Annotated in this window: 13 protein-coding genes; 8 read left to right on the forward strand and 5 right to left on the reverse strand. The window is 75.6% G+C overall.

Features of this window, described 5'->3' with window-relative positions:
• The first annotated feature begins 38 nt into the window (after positions 1-38).
• The 3 genes from EIZ62_RS03530 to EIZ62_RS03545 all read left to right on the forward strand — a co-directional run bounded on the left by EIZ62_RS03530 (position 39) and on the right by EIZ62_RS03545 (position 3,913).
• A complete protein-coding gene (locus EIZ62_RS03530) occupies positions 39-2,042 on the forward strand; it encodes an ABC transporter permease (RefSeq protein WP_156691253.1) in 2,004 nt (667 codons plus the stop codon).
• A gap of 253 nt (positions 2,043-2,295) precedes the next feature.
• Complete coding sequence (locus tag EIZ62_RS03540) at positions 2,296-3,357, forward strand: PI-PLC domain-containing protein (RefSeq protein WP_156691254.1); 1,062 nt, start codon at positions 2,296-2,298, stop codon at positions 3,355-3,357.
• A gap of 97 nt (positions 3,358-3,454) precedes the next feature.
• Positions 3,455-3,913 carry an SRPBCC family protein gene (locus EIZ62_RS03545; protein WP_156691255.1) on the forward strand — a complete coding sequence of 153 codons (459 nt, stop codon included), beginning with the start codon at positions 3,455-3,457 and terminating at the stop codon, positions 3,911-3,913.
• Between the two features lie 98 nt (positions 3,914-4,011).
• On the opposite strand, the gene EIZ62_RS03550 is transcribed toward EIZ62_RS03545, so the two are convergent.
• Positions 4,012-4,617 (reverse strand): flavodoxin family protein, encoded by a 606-nt coding sequence (locus tag EIZ62_RS03550; RefSeq protein WP_167536324.1) that lies wholly within the window; start codon positions 4,615-4,617, stop codon positions 4,012-4,014.
• Between the two features lie 127 nt (positions 4,618-4,744).
• On the opposite strand from EIZ62_RS03550, the gene EIZ62_RS03555 reads away from it, so the two are divergent.
• Positions 4,745-5,323, forward strand: coding sequence for a DUF6328 family protein (locus EIZ62_RS03555; protein ID WP_156691256.1), 579 nt, complete (start codon positions 4,745-4,747; stop codon positions 5,321-5,323).
• A gap of 60 nt (positions 5,324-5,383) precedes the next feature.
• On the opposite strand, the gene EIZ62_RS03560 is transcribed toward EIZ62_RS03555, so the two are convergent.
• From EIZ62_RS03560 to EIZ62_RS03570, 3 genes are read right to left on the reverse strand one after another with little or no spacing between them, the layout of a single operon-like run.
• A complete protein-coding gene (locus tag EIZ62_RS03560; protein WP_156691257.1) occupies positions 5,384-5,809 on the reverse strand; it encodes an ATP-binding protein in 426 nt (141 codons plus the stop codon).
• Positions 5,810-5,812: 3 nt separating this feature from the next.
• Positions 5,813-6,688, reverse strand: coding sequence for an MEDS domain-containing protein (locus EIZ62_RS03565; RefSeq protein WP_156691258.1), 876 nt, complete (start codon positions 6,686-6,688; stop codon positions 5,813-5,815).
• Between the two features lie 57 nt (positions 6,689-6,745).
• A complete protein-coding gene (locus EIZ62_RS03570; protein WP_156691259.1) occupies positions 6,746-6,937 on the reverse strand; it encodes a hypothetical protein in 192 nt (63 codons plus the stop codon).
• Between the two features lie 245 nt (positions 6,938-7,182).
• Here EIZ62_RS03570 and EIZ62_RS03575 point away from each other — a divergent pair, with 245 nt between their 5' ends.
• From EIZ62_RS03575 to EIZ62_RS03590, 4 genes are read left to right on the forward strand one after another with little or no spacing between them, the layout of a single operon-like run.
• Positions 7,183-8,382 carry a macro domain-containing protein gene (locus EIZ62_RS03575; protein WP_156691260.1) on the forward strand — a complete coding sequence of 400 codons (1,200 nt, stop codon included), beginning with the start codon at positions 7,183-7,185 and terminating at the stop codon, positions 8,380-8,382.
• The gene (locus EIZ62_RS03580; RefSeq protein ID WP_156691261.1) at positions 8,379-9,092 is read left to right on the forward strand and encodes a hypothetical protein; all 714 of its coding nucleotides are present in this window, start codon (positions 8,379-8,381) and stop codon (positions 9,090-9,092) included. Before EIZ62_RS03575 ends, EIZ62_RS03580 begins: the two co-directional genes overlap by 4 nt.
• 4 nt (positions 9,093-9,096) lie before the next feature.
• On the forward strand, positions 9,097-9,750 hold the full coding sequence (locus EIZ62_RS03585) for an RES family NAD+ phosphorylase (RefSeq protein WP_244375427.1): 654 nt from the start codon (positions 9,097-9,099) through the stop codon (positions 9,748-9,750).
• A 2-nt stretch (positions 9,751-9,752) separates the two neighbouring features.
• The gene (locus EIZ62_RS03590) at positions 9,753-13,937 is read left to right on the forward strand and encodes a CHAT domain-containing protein (protein ID WP_156691262.1); all 4,185 of its coding nucleotides are present in this window, start codon (positions 9,753-9,755) and stop codon (positions 13,935-13,937) included.
• 29 nt (positions 13,938-13,966) lie between these two features.
• Here the strand turns inward: EIZ62_RS03590 and EIZ62_RS03595 are convergent, their stop codons facing one another.
• Positions 13,967-15,889, reverse strand: a complete 1,923-nt coding sequence (locus EIZ62_RS03595; RefSeq protein WP_156691263.1) for a caspase family protein — start codon at positions 15,887-15,889, stop codon at positions 13,967-13,969.

Consider the following 15,889-nt stretch of genomic DNA (forward strand, 5'->3'; position numbering starts at 1 on the left):
TCCCTGATCCCTGGGGCAGCGATGAAACGAGCAGCCGGATGAGACGAGCAGCCGTACGCACGCCCACCGCCCGTCCGCCGCTCACCCTCGCGGTGCCCGCGCTCCTGGCCGTGGCGTTCCTGGCCCTCCCCCTGGTCGGGATCCTCGCCCGGACGGAGTGGGGCGAGCTCGCCGGTCACCTGAGCTCGCCCGGCACGGTCGAGGCCCTGAAGCTGTCGCTCGTCGTCTCCTTCTGGGCGCTCGGGATCTCGCTGCTGCTCGGCATCCCACTGGCCTGGCTGCTGGCCCGGGTGCCCTTTCCGGGCAAGGCGGTCGTGCGCTCGCTGGTGTTGCTGCCCATGGTGCTGCCGCCGACCGTCGGCGGTGTGGCGCTGCTGCTCGGGTTCGGCCGGCGGGGGCTGCTCGGGCCGTGGCTGGAGGACACGTTCGGCATCACGCTGCCGTTCCACACGTCCGGTGCCGTGCTCGCCGCGACGTTCGTCGCCATGCCCTTCCTGGTCATCAGCCTGGAGGGCGCGCTCGGCGGACTGCGCCCGCGTTACGAGGAGACGGCGGCCTCCCTGGGCGCCTCACCGGTACGGGTGTTCTTCACCGTCACGCTGCCCATGGTGGCGCCGGGGGTCATCGCGGGGGCTGCCCTCACCTGGGCGCGGGCCCTCGGCGAGTTCGGCGCCACCATCACCTTCGCCGGCAACCTCCCCGGCGCCACCCAGACCCTGCCGTTGCAGGTCTATCTGCTGCTCCAGGACGAACCGGAGGCCGCGACCTCGGTCTCGCTCCTGCTGCTCGCCATCGCCATGGCCGTCCTGGTCGCCCTGCGAGGGCGGTGGACCGGCGGCCCCGCCGACCGTGCGCGCCGCGCCGTGCCCGAGACCGGCGCGGGCCGGGGCGCGGGCCCGGCAAAGGCCCCGGTCACGGAAGCCGTCCCCGACCCGGTCACGGCCGAGCCCGCGGGCGGGGCGGCGGTCGGGCCGGTCGTCGGGGACACGGCCGGGCCGCCCGGTGAGCGCTGGCCGATGCGTGCCGACGTCACCGGCTTCACCCGCCTCACCCTCGACGCCGAGCCCGGCACCACCATCGCCGTCGTCGGTCCCAACGGCGCCGGCAAGACCACCCTGCTCCGCGCCCTCCTCGGGCTCACCCCCCGGGCGCACGCGCGCCTCACCCTCGGGGACACCGACGTCACCGCGCTGCCCCCGCACCTCAGGCGCGTCGCGTGGGTGCCGCAGGACGGCGCCCTGTTCCCGCATATGACGGCCGTCGCCAACACCGCGTACGGGCTGCGCGTGCAGGGCGTCGCCCGTGCGGAGGCCCGGCGCGAGGCCCAGGGCTGGCTCGACCGCCTCGGGGTCGGCCACCTGGCGCACCGCAGGCCCGCACAGTTGTCCGGCGGGCAGGCGGGCCGGGTCGCCCTGGCCCGTGCCCTGGCCGCCCGCCCCCGGCTCCTCGTGCTCGACGAACCGCTCGCCGCGCTCGACCAGACCACCCGCGCCCACGTCCGTCACACCCTGCGCACCCACCTCGCCGGTTTCGGCGGCGTGTGCCTCATCGTCACGCACGACCCGGTGGAGGCGGTGTCCCTCGCCGACCGCGTGCTCGTCCTGGACGAAGGACGTGCCCTGCAGGAGGACTCGCCCAGCGAGGTGACCCGTCACCCCCGCTCGCCGTGGGTGGCCCGGATGCTCGGCCGCAACGCCTGGCCCGGTACGGCCACCCCGGACGGCCTCGCGCTGGACGGTGGCGGCACCCTGGTCGCGGCCGAACCGGCGCCGGCGGGCACCCCGGCGCTCGCGATCGTGGCGCCCGAGGCGGTGTCCGTCCACCGCGAGAAGCCCGCGGGCAGCCCCCGCAACGTCTGGCCCGGCACCGTACGCGAGATCACCAGCAGCGGCAGCCGGCTGCGGGTCCTGATCACCTCCGACCGGGCGCCCGACCTCGTCGCCGAGATCACCCCGCAGGCCGCCGCCGAACTCGGCCTGGTGGACGGGGCATCGGTGTGGACCAGTGTGAAGGCGACGGAGACGACCGTCGTGGCCCTCTGAGGCCTCAGGCGGGTGTGTCGGGCGTGGCGGGATGCGGCGGACCGCAGGGCGGCGGGCAGGTCGCGGTCGCGGGGCGTGCGGCGCCGGGGTTCGGGGCGCCAGGTGGCGACCAGGGCGCCGGCCAGCAGCAGTTCGGCGATGTCGCCCCCGTAGTACATGATCTCGGCGATGGCCCGGACCCAGCCGGCCAGCACGGCGAACGAACGTGTCCGTGGGGGGAGCAAATCCAGGGCACGCGCGCTACCCTCCGCGCATGGTTGACATGCCCATGTTGCACACGCGGCTGCGTCGGCACTCCGTCGTCTGCCTCCTGCTCCTCGCCCTCCTGGGCACCACGACCGGTGCGGCCGGAGCGACGACCGCGCCCGCCGCCCAGGGCACGACGGCCGCCGCCGCGTCCGCGGGCACGCGCGCGTCCGACGCCGCCAGGGCCCGGTGGGGCGAGCGCCGGCTCGACGAGGTGAGCTTCCTGACCACCCACAACGCCTTCACCAACTACGAGGACTCCCGCTGGAGTTCGGCGAACCAGGCCGAGTCGGTGCGCAACCAGCTGGGCAACGGCGTCCGGGGGCTGAGCCTGGACGCGCACTGGTACGAACGCAGCACCTGGCTGTGCGTCATCAGCTTCGGCAGCGACTGCTACCCCAGTGACGTGTATCTGTGCCACGGTGGGTGCAAGACCTTCGCGGGTGTCACCTACGCGCTGCCGCGGCAGTCTTTCCACGGCACGATGCAGACCGTGGTGGACTTCCTGGCCGCCCATCCGCAGGAGGTCGTGACCGTCTTCCTCGAGGACTACGTCAGCGCCGGGCAGCTGGAGAACTCCCTCGGAAGGGTCAGGGGGCTGCCGCAGATGCTGTTCCGCGCGGACGAGTGGGACGTACGGCAGAAGGGGTGGCCGAAGGTGGCCGACCTCGTCACGGCCGGCAAGCGGCTTCTGATCTTCTCCGACCGGTCCGACCGCGAGCACCTGGGCGTCATGTACGACAGGTCCTGGACGGTCAGCAACTTCTGGAGCCTGGGGGACCTGGGCGACGACCTCTCATGCGTCAGCCGCTGGCCGGACGTGCCGCTGGACCGCGAGGAGCCCGGCTTCCGGCGGCTGTTCACGATGAGCCACCACCGCAACGTACCCACCGTCCTCACCGCCGGCCTGGACAACGGCACCAAGCTGAGGAACCGCATCGCCGACCGGTGCCGGCCCGCCACCGGCGGGCGCGACCCGAACTTCGTCTCCGTGGACTTCCACCGGCAGTCGGACGGCAGCGGCCACTCCCCCGCCTCCGTCGTCGCGGAGCTCAACACCCGCCCCTGACGGGTGGCCGGGTGTCGTCCCGGCCGCGGCCGGTGTACAGCTGGGTGCAGGCGCGGGACGTACGCGCCTGCACCCGGAGGCCGGAGGTCGGAGGGCCATGTCAGGACAGTTCGAAGCCACGGTACGCGTCGACCGCCCCGTCGAGGCGGTGTTCGACTACCTCTCCGACGGGCGCAACGACCCGCAGTTCAGCCCCCGGGTCCAGCGCATCGAGCGGATCCCGGACGCCCCGACCACCCTGGGCACCGTCTTCCGCAGCACCGTGAAGGACGCCGGGATGACGACCGCCAGGGAATTCCGCATCACGGCCCTCGAAGCGCCGAGGACCATCCGGTGGGCCGAGGTGTCGAAGAACCTCGTGACGGCGCGGGAGGGCGGCTACGACCTGGAGGCGCTGGCGGACGGCGGGACCCGGGTACGCCTCTTCAACGTGCTGGAGGGCCACGGGCTCGGCAAGCTCCTGGTGGGCCTCGCGCTGGTCGCCGCCCGCAAGGACGCCGAAGCGTTCGGCGCCCGGATCAAGGCGGCGGCCGAGGCGGCGATCGCACCGCGCTGACCCGGGCCAGGGCTCGGGCTCGGGCCAGGGCTCGGGTTCGCGCCCGGTACGCCGCCCGGTCGGGCGCCTGGCCGGGAGCGGGGCCGGCCCACGGGGCGTCAGCCCGGCGGAGGGCCCAGTGGGTTCTGCTCCAGGGCCCTGGCCACGCCGTACAGGTTCGCGGCCATGGCCCGGCCGGTCCGGTCGGACCAGTCGTGGCCCCGCTCGTCGTCCAGGTAGTCGGGGCCGGCGCCCGGTCCGAGGTGCCAGTAGGTCCACGCCTGGCCGGGGACGGTGTAGCCGATGTCGCCGAGGGCGCCGGCGATCTCGCTGATCACATGGTGGGCGCCGTCCTCGTTGCCGGTCACCACGACCCCGGCGACCCGGTTGTACGCCACCGGCCTGCCCTCGTCGTCGGTCTCGGACAGCATGGCGTCCATCCGTTCCAGTACGCGCTGGGCCACGGAGGAGGGGCGCCCCAGCCAGGTGGGCGAGGCCATGATGAGGATCCGCGCGTCCCGGAGCATCCGGCGCACCTCGGGCCACTGGTCGCCGTCGCCCTCGTCGGAGGTCACTCCGGGTTTGATGGTGAGGTCGACCGCCCGGACGAAGTGCACCTCCACTCCGTACGACACGAGTTGGCGCGCCACGACGTGGGCGAGCGCGTGCGTGTTCGACGGTTCGGGCGATTCCTTGAGCGTGCAGTTGATCACGAGTGCCTTCATGTCGTCCCTGGTACCCGGGACTCCCGGACGATGCCCGGTTCGCGTCCCCGATCGGGTGAGCATGAACGCGTCCGAACGGGGCAATGGGACGTGGTCAACGGGACGTGACCGAGGCTTGGAGGGTGCCATGACGATCACGGAGCGGGAGGCCGGGGCGAGAGGGCGGGACTCCGGTACCGGGGCTCCCTGCGCGTGCGCGGCGGGCACGCGGGCCGAACCGGTGGCGGAACCGCCGGAGACGGCACGGGAACGGGTCAACCGGCGGTGGAACGAGATACTCCAGGAGACGCGCGTCGCCCAGACGGGCGTACAGATCCTCTTCGGCTTCCTGCTCAGCGTGGCCTTCACTCCGCTGTTCCGGGACCTCGGCACCTTCGACCGGGTCGTCTACGTCATCACGGTCGTCCTGGGCGCGTCCGCGACGGGCTCGCTGATAGCACCGGTCTCGATCCACCGCTTCCTGTCCGGGCAGCGGATGAAGGACGAGGTCGTGCAGGCCGCGAGCCGGCTGATGATGTGCGGCATGGTGCTCCTCGCGCTCACCATCGGGTGCACGCTGCTGCTCATCCTGCACGTCGTGGTGCCGGGCCTCCTGGCGGAGCTGCTGGTCGGCGGCGTGATGCTCTGGTTCGGTCTGTGCTGGTACGCGCTGCCGCTGTACCTGCGCCGCAAGGCCGCCGCCCGGCCCGACACCCCGGTCGCCTGACCCCACGCGCCTCCCCCACCACCCTCTCCCGTCCCGTCCCCGCCGGACGGCGGCCGTACGTCAGCGCAGCGTCATCGCGAACGTCACGGTGGTGCCGTCCGGACCGCGGGTGACGGCGAGCCGGTCGGTGATCAGGCGGGTGAGCCACAGGCCCCGGCCCCGGCAGGCGCCGTTGAGGCCGGGGGCCAGGTCGGGGATGACGTCCTCGGTGAAGCCCGGGCCCCGGTCGGTGACCCGGCACCGCAGTTCCTCCGCCGTCCTGGCGAGCACCAGCAGGCCCGCCCCGCCCGCGTGCTGGACGACGTTGCCGGCCACCGCGTCCATCGCCACCACGAAGTCGCCGCGCCGGGCCTCCGGCAGGCCGGACAGGGCCGCGCAGCTCTCGACCAGGACGCGCAGGCGCGGGATGTCCACGCCGGCGAACCGGCGGCGCAGCAGGAGTTCCTCCCCGGTGCCGGGCGGACCCCCGGCCGGTTCCACGGTCATCCCCTACTCCGTCACGTCGAGGACGGCCGGGTCCGCGCCGAGGTGGCGCAGCAGGCGTGCGTGCCGCCGCGAGCAGCGGATTCGGACCGTCCGGCCGGCCGGCGCCCGGCCGGGCAGGCCGGCGAGCTCGGCCGCCGCGCGGGCGCCGAGGAAGGCCGTACGGAGCAGGTCCACCGTGAGGGGGCCGGGCGCGGGGTCCGCGAGCAGGCGGGCGAGGGCCCTGGCGAACTGCCCGTACGTCGCCGTGTCCGCCTCGCCGACCACCCGCAGGGCGCCCCGGCCGTGCAGGCACCTGAGGCGTCCGAGCCCGGGCAGCAGGTTCTCGGGGTGGGCCCGGTACATGGCCTCCAGGACGGCTTCGGGGAAGCGGCGCCGGTCGTAGGCGCAGACCTCGCTGTAGAAGCCGTCGGTGAAGAGGTGCCCGGCCCGGCGCTCACGGTCCATCATCATGTCGAGTCCGGCGCCCAGATCGGCGACCCAGCCCATGTCGATGTACGTGCGCAGTCCGGTGTACCCGTCGTCGCGGGCCGCCCCGGACTCCTCGGCGATGCGCCGCCACTGCCGGTCGGCGGTGAACCGCCGCGCGGGCAGGATCAGTTCGCGCATGCTGCTCAGCTCCAGTTGCGTCCTCTCGTACCCGGGCGTGGCCGGCGTCCCGGGGGCCTCGTCCAGCCGCGACCGGACCTGGGCCTCGGTCAGGCGCGGCGGTCCGAACACGATGACCTTCTCGCCGCGGGCCAGTCCGGCCCGGACGAAGGCGGCCAGGACGTCCCAGCCGGGCGCCTCGTCGTCGTACGCCAGGAACGCGTGGTGCCCGGGGCCCATGTGCTGCACGGGAAGCGTGCCGGGAGGGTGCTCGTCACCCGCGAGCGGGTCCATGGCGCGCACCCCCCTGTGACCGTCGCGTGGCGGTACGTTACCAACCCCGGGCGGCCCTCACTGCCGGTCCTGGGCGTCGGGGTGGGTCTCGCGCAGCGCGTCCCCGGGCACCGGGCCCTTCGGCGGGGCCGGCTGCGGCGGCTCCTGCGACCGTTCGGCGTCGTCGTCCTCGTGCCGCCGCCGGGCCTGCCGCTTCTCCTCCTCGAGCCGCTTGCGGACCTCTTCGGGCTTCTCTCCGAGCTGGTTCATCGACCGTCTCCCTCCGGACCGCGCCCGGCCGTGCCGGTCGCGCGGGTCGCCGGCGGGGCGGGCCGGGCGGCCCGCCCCGCACGTCAGCGTCACACAGACCGGTCGCGCCCGCACGCCGCCTCCCGCGCGGGGCCGCGCCCCGGATCCGACCAGGAACCGGCCGGTCCGCGACCGGCCGGTCCGGTGCAATGGAAGACGTCGAACCGGCTTGTGAGGCGGGTGGCGGGAGTGGGATCCTTTCCGCCATGCCTGCCCACCCTCCTCACCTGCCTGAACACGGGTCGGTCCTGGCGGAGGTGAGGAAGGTGAGGCGAGCCGGTGTGGTGAGGCTGCGCGAGCTGCACGTTCCCGAACTCGCCCGCATCGCCCGGAAGTTCACCGCCTCCGCCGCCACGACACCCGCCCCGGCACCCGTCACGGCGCCCGCCCCGGTGGACGCCGGCGGTGGCGTCGAGCGGCTGTTACGGGCCGCGGTGTCCCGCGTCGGCGGCGGTACGCTCCAGACGGCCGCCGAGTACAGCCTCGGGCTCGCCCAGGGCACCCGTGACTGGCCGGCCGCCGACCGGCGCCGCAGGGCGGCACAGGTGTACGGGGTGAGCGTCGAGAGGTTCCGCAAGCACCACGAGCTGATGGTGCTCGGGCAGATCGCGGAGCAACTCCTCGGGCTCGCCGGGCAGCACGGCGAGGCGGGGCGGGACGCCGGAGGGGGCGGGGCGGCCGGGTCCGCCGCGCAGGGCACCCCCCTCGCGGTCGCCGCCGTGCACCGTACGCACCGCACGGTGCGCGCCCGGGGGGCGGCCACGCTGCGCGTCCACGTGCATTCGGTCGACCTCCTGCGGGACGTCGACGTGGTCGTCTCCCCCACCAACACCTACTTCGCGCTCCCCGCCACCTACAAGTCGTCCGTCTCCGCCACGCTGCGCCGCGCGGGGGCGGACCTCGACCCGACGGGGGGACTCGTCACGGACCGCGTCCACGACGAGTTGCGGGGGTGGGCCGCCCGGCACGGGACACCGGGCCGGGCGGTCCTGCCGGGTACGGTCGCGCCCACCTCGGCGGGCGCCCTGGCGGCCCAGGGGATCCGCCGGATCTACCACCTGGCCGTGGCGCAGCCCAGGCCCGGCACCAACGACTACGACGTGCAGCCCGCCGACGTCACCCGGGGCGTGGCGCGGGTGTTCGCGCTGCTGGCCGAGGAGTCCGCCCGGTTCGACCCGCCGCTGCGGTCGGTGTGCCTGCCGCTGGTGGGCGCCGGGCGCGGCGGGCTCACCCCGCTGGAGAGCTTCGGTGCGCTGTGGCCGGCGGTGGAGGCGGAACTCGCCCGTGGTGCGGAGCAGGGCGCGCGGGGTGGCGCGGGGCCCTGGGAGGTGCATCTGGTCGTCCGGGCGCACGCCCGCGCGGACCTCATCGAGCGACTGCTCGCCGACGACGGGGGGACCGGGTGAATCCTTATGCCGTGCTGGCCGCGGCGGCGGCCCACTGGGACCGGGTCGCCGGCCGTGTCGACGGCCCCTCGCGCGAGCGGCTGGCCGTGCTCCTCGCCGACGTGCGCCGCAAACGGGCGGGGGCGGCCGGTGAGGGCGAACTGAGGGCGGCGGCGGAGGCGGCCGCTCGGGTGCTGCAGGAGGCGCTGCCGGAGGAGTTCGGCGGGGCGGGCGGGACGGGCGGTGTGCACGGACCGGGTGAGGCGGGCGGGGCACGGCTGGTGGCCGGCGCGCTGGACGTGGTGGACGCCGTCGACGACGCGTACCTGGGCTTCCGGGTGGAGGATCTCGCGGTGCTGCTGGTCGACGGGCACCGGATGGTGGGCCCGGTCCTCGGGCCGGTGCGCGACCGGCTGCTCGCGGTGCCCGCCGTGGGCGCCGAGACGGTGCGGGGCCGGGGCGGTGACCCGTACGCCAGGGAGCTGATCCGGCTGCGGGGCGCGGGCGGGGCGGTGCGGCTGCCGGCGTTCCAGTTCTCGGGGGACGGGCTGCCGTGGCTGGTGGTCCTGGAGGTCAACGCGCTGCTGGGGGCGGACCGCGACCCGTGGGGGGCCGCCGACTGGTGGCTGTCCGGCAACGCCTGGCTGGGCACGGCACCGGCCGAGCTGCTGGGGACGGGCAACGACCGCCGGCTCGTCGACACGGCGGGCTTCCTGATGGACGGGGAGTAGCAGCGTGCCCAACTACCGGCCGCCCGCGGTCATGTCCGGCGCCCCCGGGAAGGTCACGCTGCCCCGGGGCACCCCGCTGTTCCGGGTGCACTCCGCGCACCGGGACGCCGCGGCGTTCAACCCGGTGCCGGCGCACTGCCTGTACGGCGGGGGGCGGTTCGACGGGACGGGGTGCGACCCGTACGGCTACCTGTACGCGGGGCTGACCGCCGGGGCGGCGCTGTGCGAGACGCTGCTGCGGTCGCTGCCGTTCGACCCGGCGGGCGGGCCCCGGCTGCTGCCCCGGGCGGGCGTGGTGCGGCGGCGGCTGTCCCCGTTGCGGCTGGGCACGGACCTCGACGTCGTGTCACTGGTGTCGGGGCGTGACCTGGCCGCCGTCCACCAGGACGGGTGGCTGGTCCACACCGAGGCGCACGACTACGCGTACACGCGGGACTGGGCGCACTGGATCCGGCGGCAGACCGGACCATGGGCGCAGGGCCTGATCTGGTCGTCCAAGCGGGAGCCGGGCGACCGGACGGTGGTCCTGTTCGGCGACCGCTGCCCGCCGGGAGCCGTCGAGGCCGTCCCGGAGGACGCCGTCGACTTCGGCACCCCGGACGGCGAGGCGTGGCTCGACTCCGTCCTCCAGCCCTACCAGGTGAGGCTCGCACCCTGACGATGAACGCACCCCACACGGCCGGCGACGACGCACTGCGGTCCGAGCGCGACGAACTCCTCGACGCGCTGGCACGGACGCCCGCCGACGACCCCGGCGCGCCCGGGCTCTGCGCGCGGACCGGCAGCGTCGGCTACGTGCTGTACCTCCGCCACGGCGACCCGGAGGACCTGGAACTGGCCCGGGAGGCGTTCGCGTTGGCGTTCGGCGACCCGGGGCACGCCCGGGACGGCGCCGACTGGCACATGTGGCGGGTCCAGTACGGGCACGTCGAGGCGTTCGGCCACGACGAGGACCCGTCGGCCGGCCGGCTCGACCGGATCATGGAAACGGTCGGGGCCGGTGTCGCGGGCCTGCCGCCCGGGGACGAGGAGTACGCCCCGGTCCGGGACGTCGGGGTCCATCTGCTGGCGCTGGGCTCCATGGTGCGCTACCAGCAGCGGGCGGACGACGCCGGGCGGGCGGACCTGCTGGAGGAGGCGCTGCGCCGGCACGAGGAGGCGCTGGGGGTGTTCGACCCTGGATCGCCGGAGGCGGTGGACCTCCGGGAGTCGCTCGGGCACCTGTACCTGGAGCGCTGCACCCTGAACGACAGCACCCCGGACGCGGCCGTCTCCGCCGGCCACTACCGCGCGGTGCTGGACGCCGCCCTGCCCGGCACCGACCTCCCCTTCGTACGCTGCCACATGGGCATCGGGCTGATGCTGCACGGCCGGGGCCGCCGGGACCGGGAGGAGCTGGAGGAGGCCAGGGAGGCGTTCGGTCTCGCGGTGGCCGAGGCGCGGCGGGACGGCGGCCCCGAGCCCGAGTGGGTGTGGGAGGCGCAGATCCGGGCGGTGTTCGTGCGGACGATGATCTGGGCCACCTGGAAGGACCAGGGGCACGCCGCCGCGGCGGAGGCGGAGCTGAAGTCACTGCTGGCCGTGGAGGGTGCGGCGGACCGGCTGTTGCCGCAGTACCTCGACGCGTTCGGGCGGCTGCTGTACGAGCGGGCCGCCGCCCGCCGGGACGCGGCCGGGCGGGACCGGGCGCTCGGGCTGATGCGCCGGGGGGTGCGGGAGTGGCGGCCGGAACGGGACGGGAGCGTGGCGGCCGCGGCCTTCTGCCTGGCGGCCTTCCAGCAGATCCGCGACCAGGAGGCGCCGGACGATCCGCAGCGGCTGAAGGACGTGGCGTTCGGCGCAGCGCTGGCACTCGGGGACGAGGGGTTCGATCCGGAACTGCGCGGCGGCGCCCGGATGATGGTGGCCTGGGCGCGGCAGCAGATGGCGGAGCGCGGGATCGAGCCGGACGGCGGGGAGCTGCCGGAGGCCCCCGGGTTCGAGGAGACGCGCGAGATGTACCGGGAGATGCTCCGGGGCCTCGAGGAGGGCCGGCTGTTCTTCGACCTGGACAGCGACTACGGCTTCCCGGGCGTGGCCGGTGAGGTGGCCGACCCGGAGCGGCTCGTCCGGGGGTTCGACGTGCTGTTCGAGGAGTGGCGCGCGATGCCGGAGGGAGGCCCGGAACGTGCCCGTGCGGCCGCGATGCTCCTCACCCACCTGCCGTTCTTCGACCCGCACGGCAACCGGGTCGGCGAGGATCGGCGGGCCGAGCTGATGCGGGCGCTGCTGACGCCCGGTGACGACGACGACCCCGCGTGGCGGAGCAAGGCGCACGCGGTGGCCGGGGCGGTGCGGATGCGGGAGGAGATGGCGGGGACGGGCGCGCGGATGGACGAGGCGCTGGCCCACTTCGAGGCGGCGCGCAGGACGGCGCCCGCCGACGGGGGCGTCCCGGAGGGCGACCTGGACTTCGTGACGGTGCTCGCCCGTACGCACCGGGGGCAGACCGGCGGCGCGACGGACGACGTCGAGGCGGGCATCGACACCTGGCGCCGGATCCGCGAGGACCCGCGCATCACCGGGCACCTGCGGCTGATGATGGACGCCCAGCAGGCCTCGCACGAGGCGCACCTGGCGGCCCGGCGCGGGGACCTGGGGACCGTGGACGACAGGATCGCCCTGATGCTCGACGCCCACGGCAGGCTGGACCCGGAGGACCCCTCGCGCGTGGAGCTGTGGACGTCCATCGAGAACACCTGCCTCACCCGCGACGACCTGGCCCGCCGCCTGGGCGCGCCGGCCGCCCCGCCGCTGCCGGGGCGGCCCACCGCCGCCCGGTTGCGCAAGGACGCGGCCCGGTTGCCGCGCGACCACCGGGCGTGGGTGCTGGGCGACGGCGGGCTCACCCGGTTCGTACGGGCGGCGGGCGCCCACGACATGGCCGGGGTGGCCGAGGCGATGGAGCTGGTGCGGGAGGCGCACGGCCTGGTCGACAAGGGTAGTGACAGCTGGTTGCGGTACACCAACTGCTTGGGCGCGGGGCACTGTTCGCTGGCCGCCGTCGAGCGGGTCCGGCACGCGCAGGAGGCGCACCTGGCGAAGGGCATCGCCCTGCTGGAGGAGGCGAACGCGGCGGTCGAGGGGCCCGAGCACCGGCTCCACGCGAGCGTCCGCCTCGGCCTGGGCCGCGCCTACCGGATGCGTGCGTCGCTGTACCGCGGTGACCGGGAGGCCGGCCGGCGCCTCGGTCTCGAGGCGTTGCGCGGTCATGCCTGGGCGGCGCTGCTGCAGTCGGGCACGGATCACGCGGCGGAGGCGGCGGCCACGGCCACCGGCACGGCGCTGGAGGTCGCCGGCTGGTGCCTGCGGGACAACAGGCCCGAGGAGGCGCTGACGGCGCTCGACGCGTGCCGCGGGCTGGTGCTGCACGCGGCGACGACGTCGATGACGGTGCCGGAGCGGCTGGTGGCCGCGGGGCGGGCGGACCTGGCCGAGGAGTGGCGCGCGGTCGCCGGCCCGGCCCCGGCGGGCGACCCGCTGGCGGGCGTGCGGGAGCCTTTGAGCGTGCCGAGCGAGCTGCGGCGCCGGGTGCTGGCGGTGCTGACCGGCGAGGGCGCCGTCCAGGGCAGGTTGCTGGAGCCGCCGGCGCCGGAGGAGATCGGGCGGGCGCTGCGCGCGGTGGACAAGGACGCGTTGGTGTACCTGCTGCCCGCGTCGGAGGAGTCGGGCGGCACGGCGGTCGTGGTGACCTCGTCGGGCGAGGTGCACGCGGTGCCCCTGCCGACGCTGAACGAGCAGGCCGCGCCGTTGCGGGACTACCTCCCCGGGCCGGGCGGCGCGCGGGACATGGGCCCGGTGACGGACGGTCCCGGCGTCACCGGCGCGGGGGTGCGTCCGGTGCCGGAGCTGCGGGCCCAGCTGGACCGGCTGTGCGGGTGGGCGTGGTACGCGGGCATCCGGCCGCTGTTCGACGCGTTCGCCGCGCCGACCCGGCCGGGGCGGGTCCCCCGGCTGGTGCTGGTGCCGATGGGGCGGCTCGGCCTCGTGCCCTGGCACGCCGCCTGGGAGCCGGCCGGGGACGGTCGCCGGCGGTACGCGCTCCAGGAGGCCGAGATCTCGTACGCCGCGTCCGCGCGGCTGCTGTGCGAGGTGGCGGCCCGGCCGCCGGTGGTCCGCGACGGCGCGGAGCCGGGGCAGGGGGCGGGCGCGGCGCTGATCGTGGGGAACCCCACGGGCGACCTGCGGTTCGCGGGCGAGGAGGCCGACGCCGTACAGCGGGTGTTCTACCCGCGAGGCCGGTTCCTGGGCCGGCGGGAGGGCGGCCGGGTGGACGGGGCGGGGACGCCGCGGGAGGTCGTGTCCTGGCTGCGCGGCGGGGCGGCGGAGGGCGGTGTGCTGCACCTGGCGTGCCATGCCACGGTCGCCGAGCGGGCGCGACGCAGTGCGTACCTCTCGTTGTCCGGCGGGGAGTTGGCGGCGGAGGAGCTGACCGAGGCGGCGGGCGGGAGGGGCGGTCTGGCGGTGGTGCTGCTGGCCGCGTGCCGCAGCCATGTGTCCGGCCGGGGACACAACGAGGCGTACAGTCTCGCCACGGCGTTCATGGTGGCGGGGGCGCGGTCGGTGGTCGGTTCGCTGTGGCCGGTGCCCGACGACGCGACGTCCGTGCTCATGTTCATGGTGCACCACTTCCTGCGCCGGGAGGGCGAGCCGCCGGCGAAGGCGTTGCGCCGGGCCCAGTTGTGGATGCTGGACCCGGCGCGGGAGTTGCCCGCCGGGCTGCCGCCGGTGCTGGCCGAGCGGGCGCGGCGGGTGGACCCGGACGACCTGAGTTCGTGGGCCGGGTTCACGCACCTGGGGCGCTAGGTCGTGTTGGGGCCGGACCGGCCGGGCCGTCAGAGCTCCGGGACGACGGTGCGCAGGCGGACGGTCCGGGTCGCCCACCGGTGGCCGGCCGGGGCGGGCACCGCTCCCATGTCGCGGGCGGCGACGGGAGCGGCGGCGTCCCAGGGGCGCTGGTGGTAGGGCACGGTGTTGAGTTCACTCGTCGAAACGATCAGTTTCAGCCAGTCCTGGGTGCTCGCTCCGGGGACGACGGGCCGGCCGGCGGGCAGGGAGAGCTGGACCGGATCGCCGTCCAGGGCGTGTCCGGTGCGGCCGGGCCCGATGAAGTGGCCCGGATACAGGGACGTGTGACTGGCGTAGCTGTCGGTCAGGTCGACCAGGACGCACCACAACGTGCGGTCGACGGAGCGGTTGTGCAGCCGTACGCGGACCTTCGGCGCCCGGAACCCGTCGGGGCCGGGCGTGTAGGCGCACACGAGGTCGCCATTCCCGTCCGGTACGAGGGGCTCGTCACCGTCGAAGGGGGTGATCTCCACGCGGACCAGACCGTCCAGCGCGGAGGGGCCGGGCGCAAGGTCGCGGATCTGGTGCCAGCGGGTCAGGTGGGTCAGGCACGCGGCGACCCGATCGGCGTCCTCGCGGCCGGTGAGCGCGAGGGCGTCGGTGAAGGGCGTGCCGTCGTGGCGCAGGACGTGGGCGCGGGTGCCCTCGATGTGGACGCGCAGGTGGAGGTCGCCGGGCCCGGGGCCGGCCGTGCCGTCGGTCAGCTCCAGCAGGGGGGAGGCGGCGATGCTGCGGCGCAGGTCGTCCTCGGCGCCGGTCCGGCCGGACGCGGTCGCGTTCACGGCTCCGGTCGTGGTCGTGGCCGTCGTGACGGTGACGGCAGCGGGGGGCTGCGGCAGGGCGGTGAGCGCGACCGGGTGCGCCCGGCCGGGCGAGGGCGTCCAGTCGACCGGGTCCACGAGGGTGCGGCCGGCCTCCACCACGCGTGCCCGTACGGCGGCTCCGGCGCCCGGGGTGCCCCCGTCGGGGGTCAGCGGGGCGAACAGGGCGCCCGCCCCGGCCGTACCCTCCGGCAGGCCGTGCACCGCACCGCAGTCGACCTCCCAGCCGTCCGCGCCGAGACGCAACAGGTACGGGGCGGGGGCGCGGCGGGGCGCACCGCCCAGGAACGGCAGGTCGGCGACCCCGCCGGCCTCCGCCGGGTACAGCACCGGCCGCTGCCACCCGCCGGAGCGGCGCAGCCGGGCGTCGGCGGCGGACAGGAGCGTGCGGTAGCTGGCGTCCGGGGCGGCGTCGCGCACCGCGCCGAGCAGGGCGTGGGTGAAGGCGCCGTGGCGCCGGCCGTCGTGGTCGCCCTCGTACGACAGCTGGTCGAGCCGGCTGGCGGCCATCAGGACGTGGCGCGGTACCGGCCCGCCCCCGGATCCGGCATCCCGGACTGCGGGCGAAGGCTCCGCGGGTGGAGGGGTGTTGTCGTCGAGTCTCCAGTGGGCGGCGGGCGGGGCGTAGCGCGCGGTGCGCCGGGGGTCGCGGGTGGCGCCGCCGGAGAAGCAGCAGTCGAGGATGGCGGCGACGTGGGCGCCGCGCGCCGCGACGGCGTCCAGGTGCGCGCCCAACCGCTTGTCGAGCAGCGGTCCGTCGGCGCAGACGAGGGCCTGGTTGCGGCCGGTGGCCTCGATGCGCAGGTGCGCCTCGTCCACCGCCCGGGACTGTGTTCCGTGGCCGGAGAACCAGAACAGCGCGGTGTCGCCCGGTCCCGCCTGCCCCAAGTGGTCGCGGATGCCGGCCTCGACGGCCTCGCGGGTCGCGTCGGCGTTCAGCAGCGTGACCATGCGGAGTCCGCCGGCCGGCACGCGGTCGCGGACGAGCCCGCCCGCCGCGGCGATGTCGTTGAGACAGCCGGCGAGCGGCGTGGCCACGGCCGGCGGATAGTCGTCGATCCCGGCCATGAGTGCGTAGAACGAGCCCAT

Source organism: Streptomyces ficellus (genome assembly GCF_009739905.1).
Lineage (GTDB): Bacteria > Actinomycetota > Actinomycetes > Streptomycetales > Streptomycetaceae > Streptomyces > Streptomyces ficellus_A.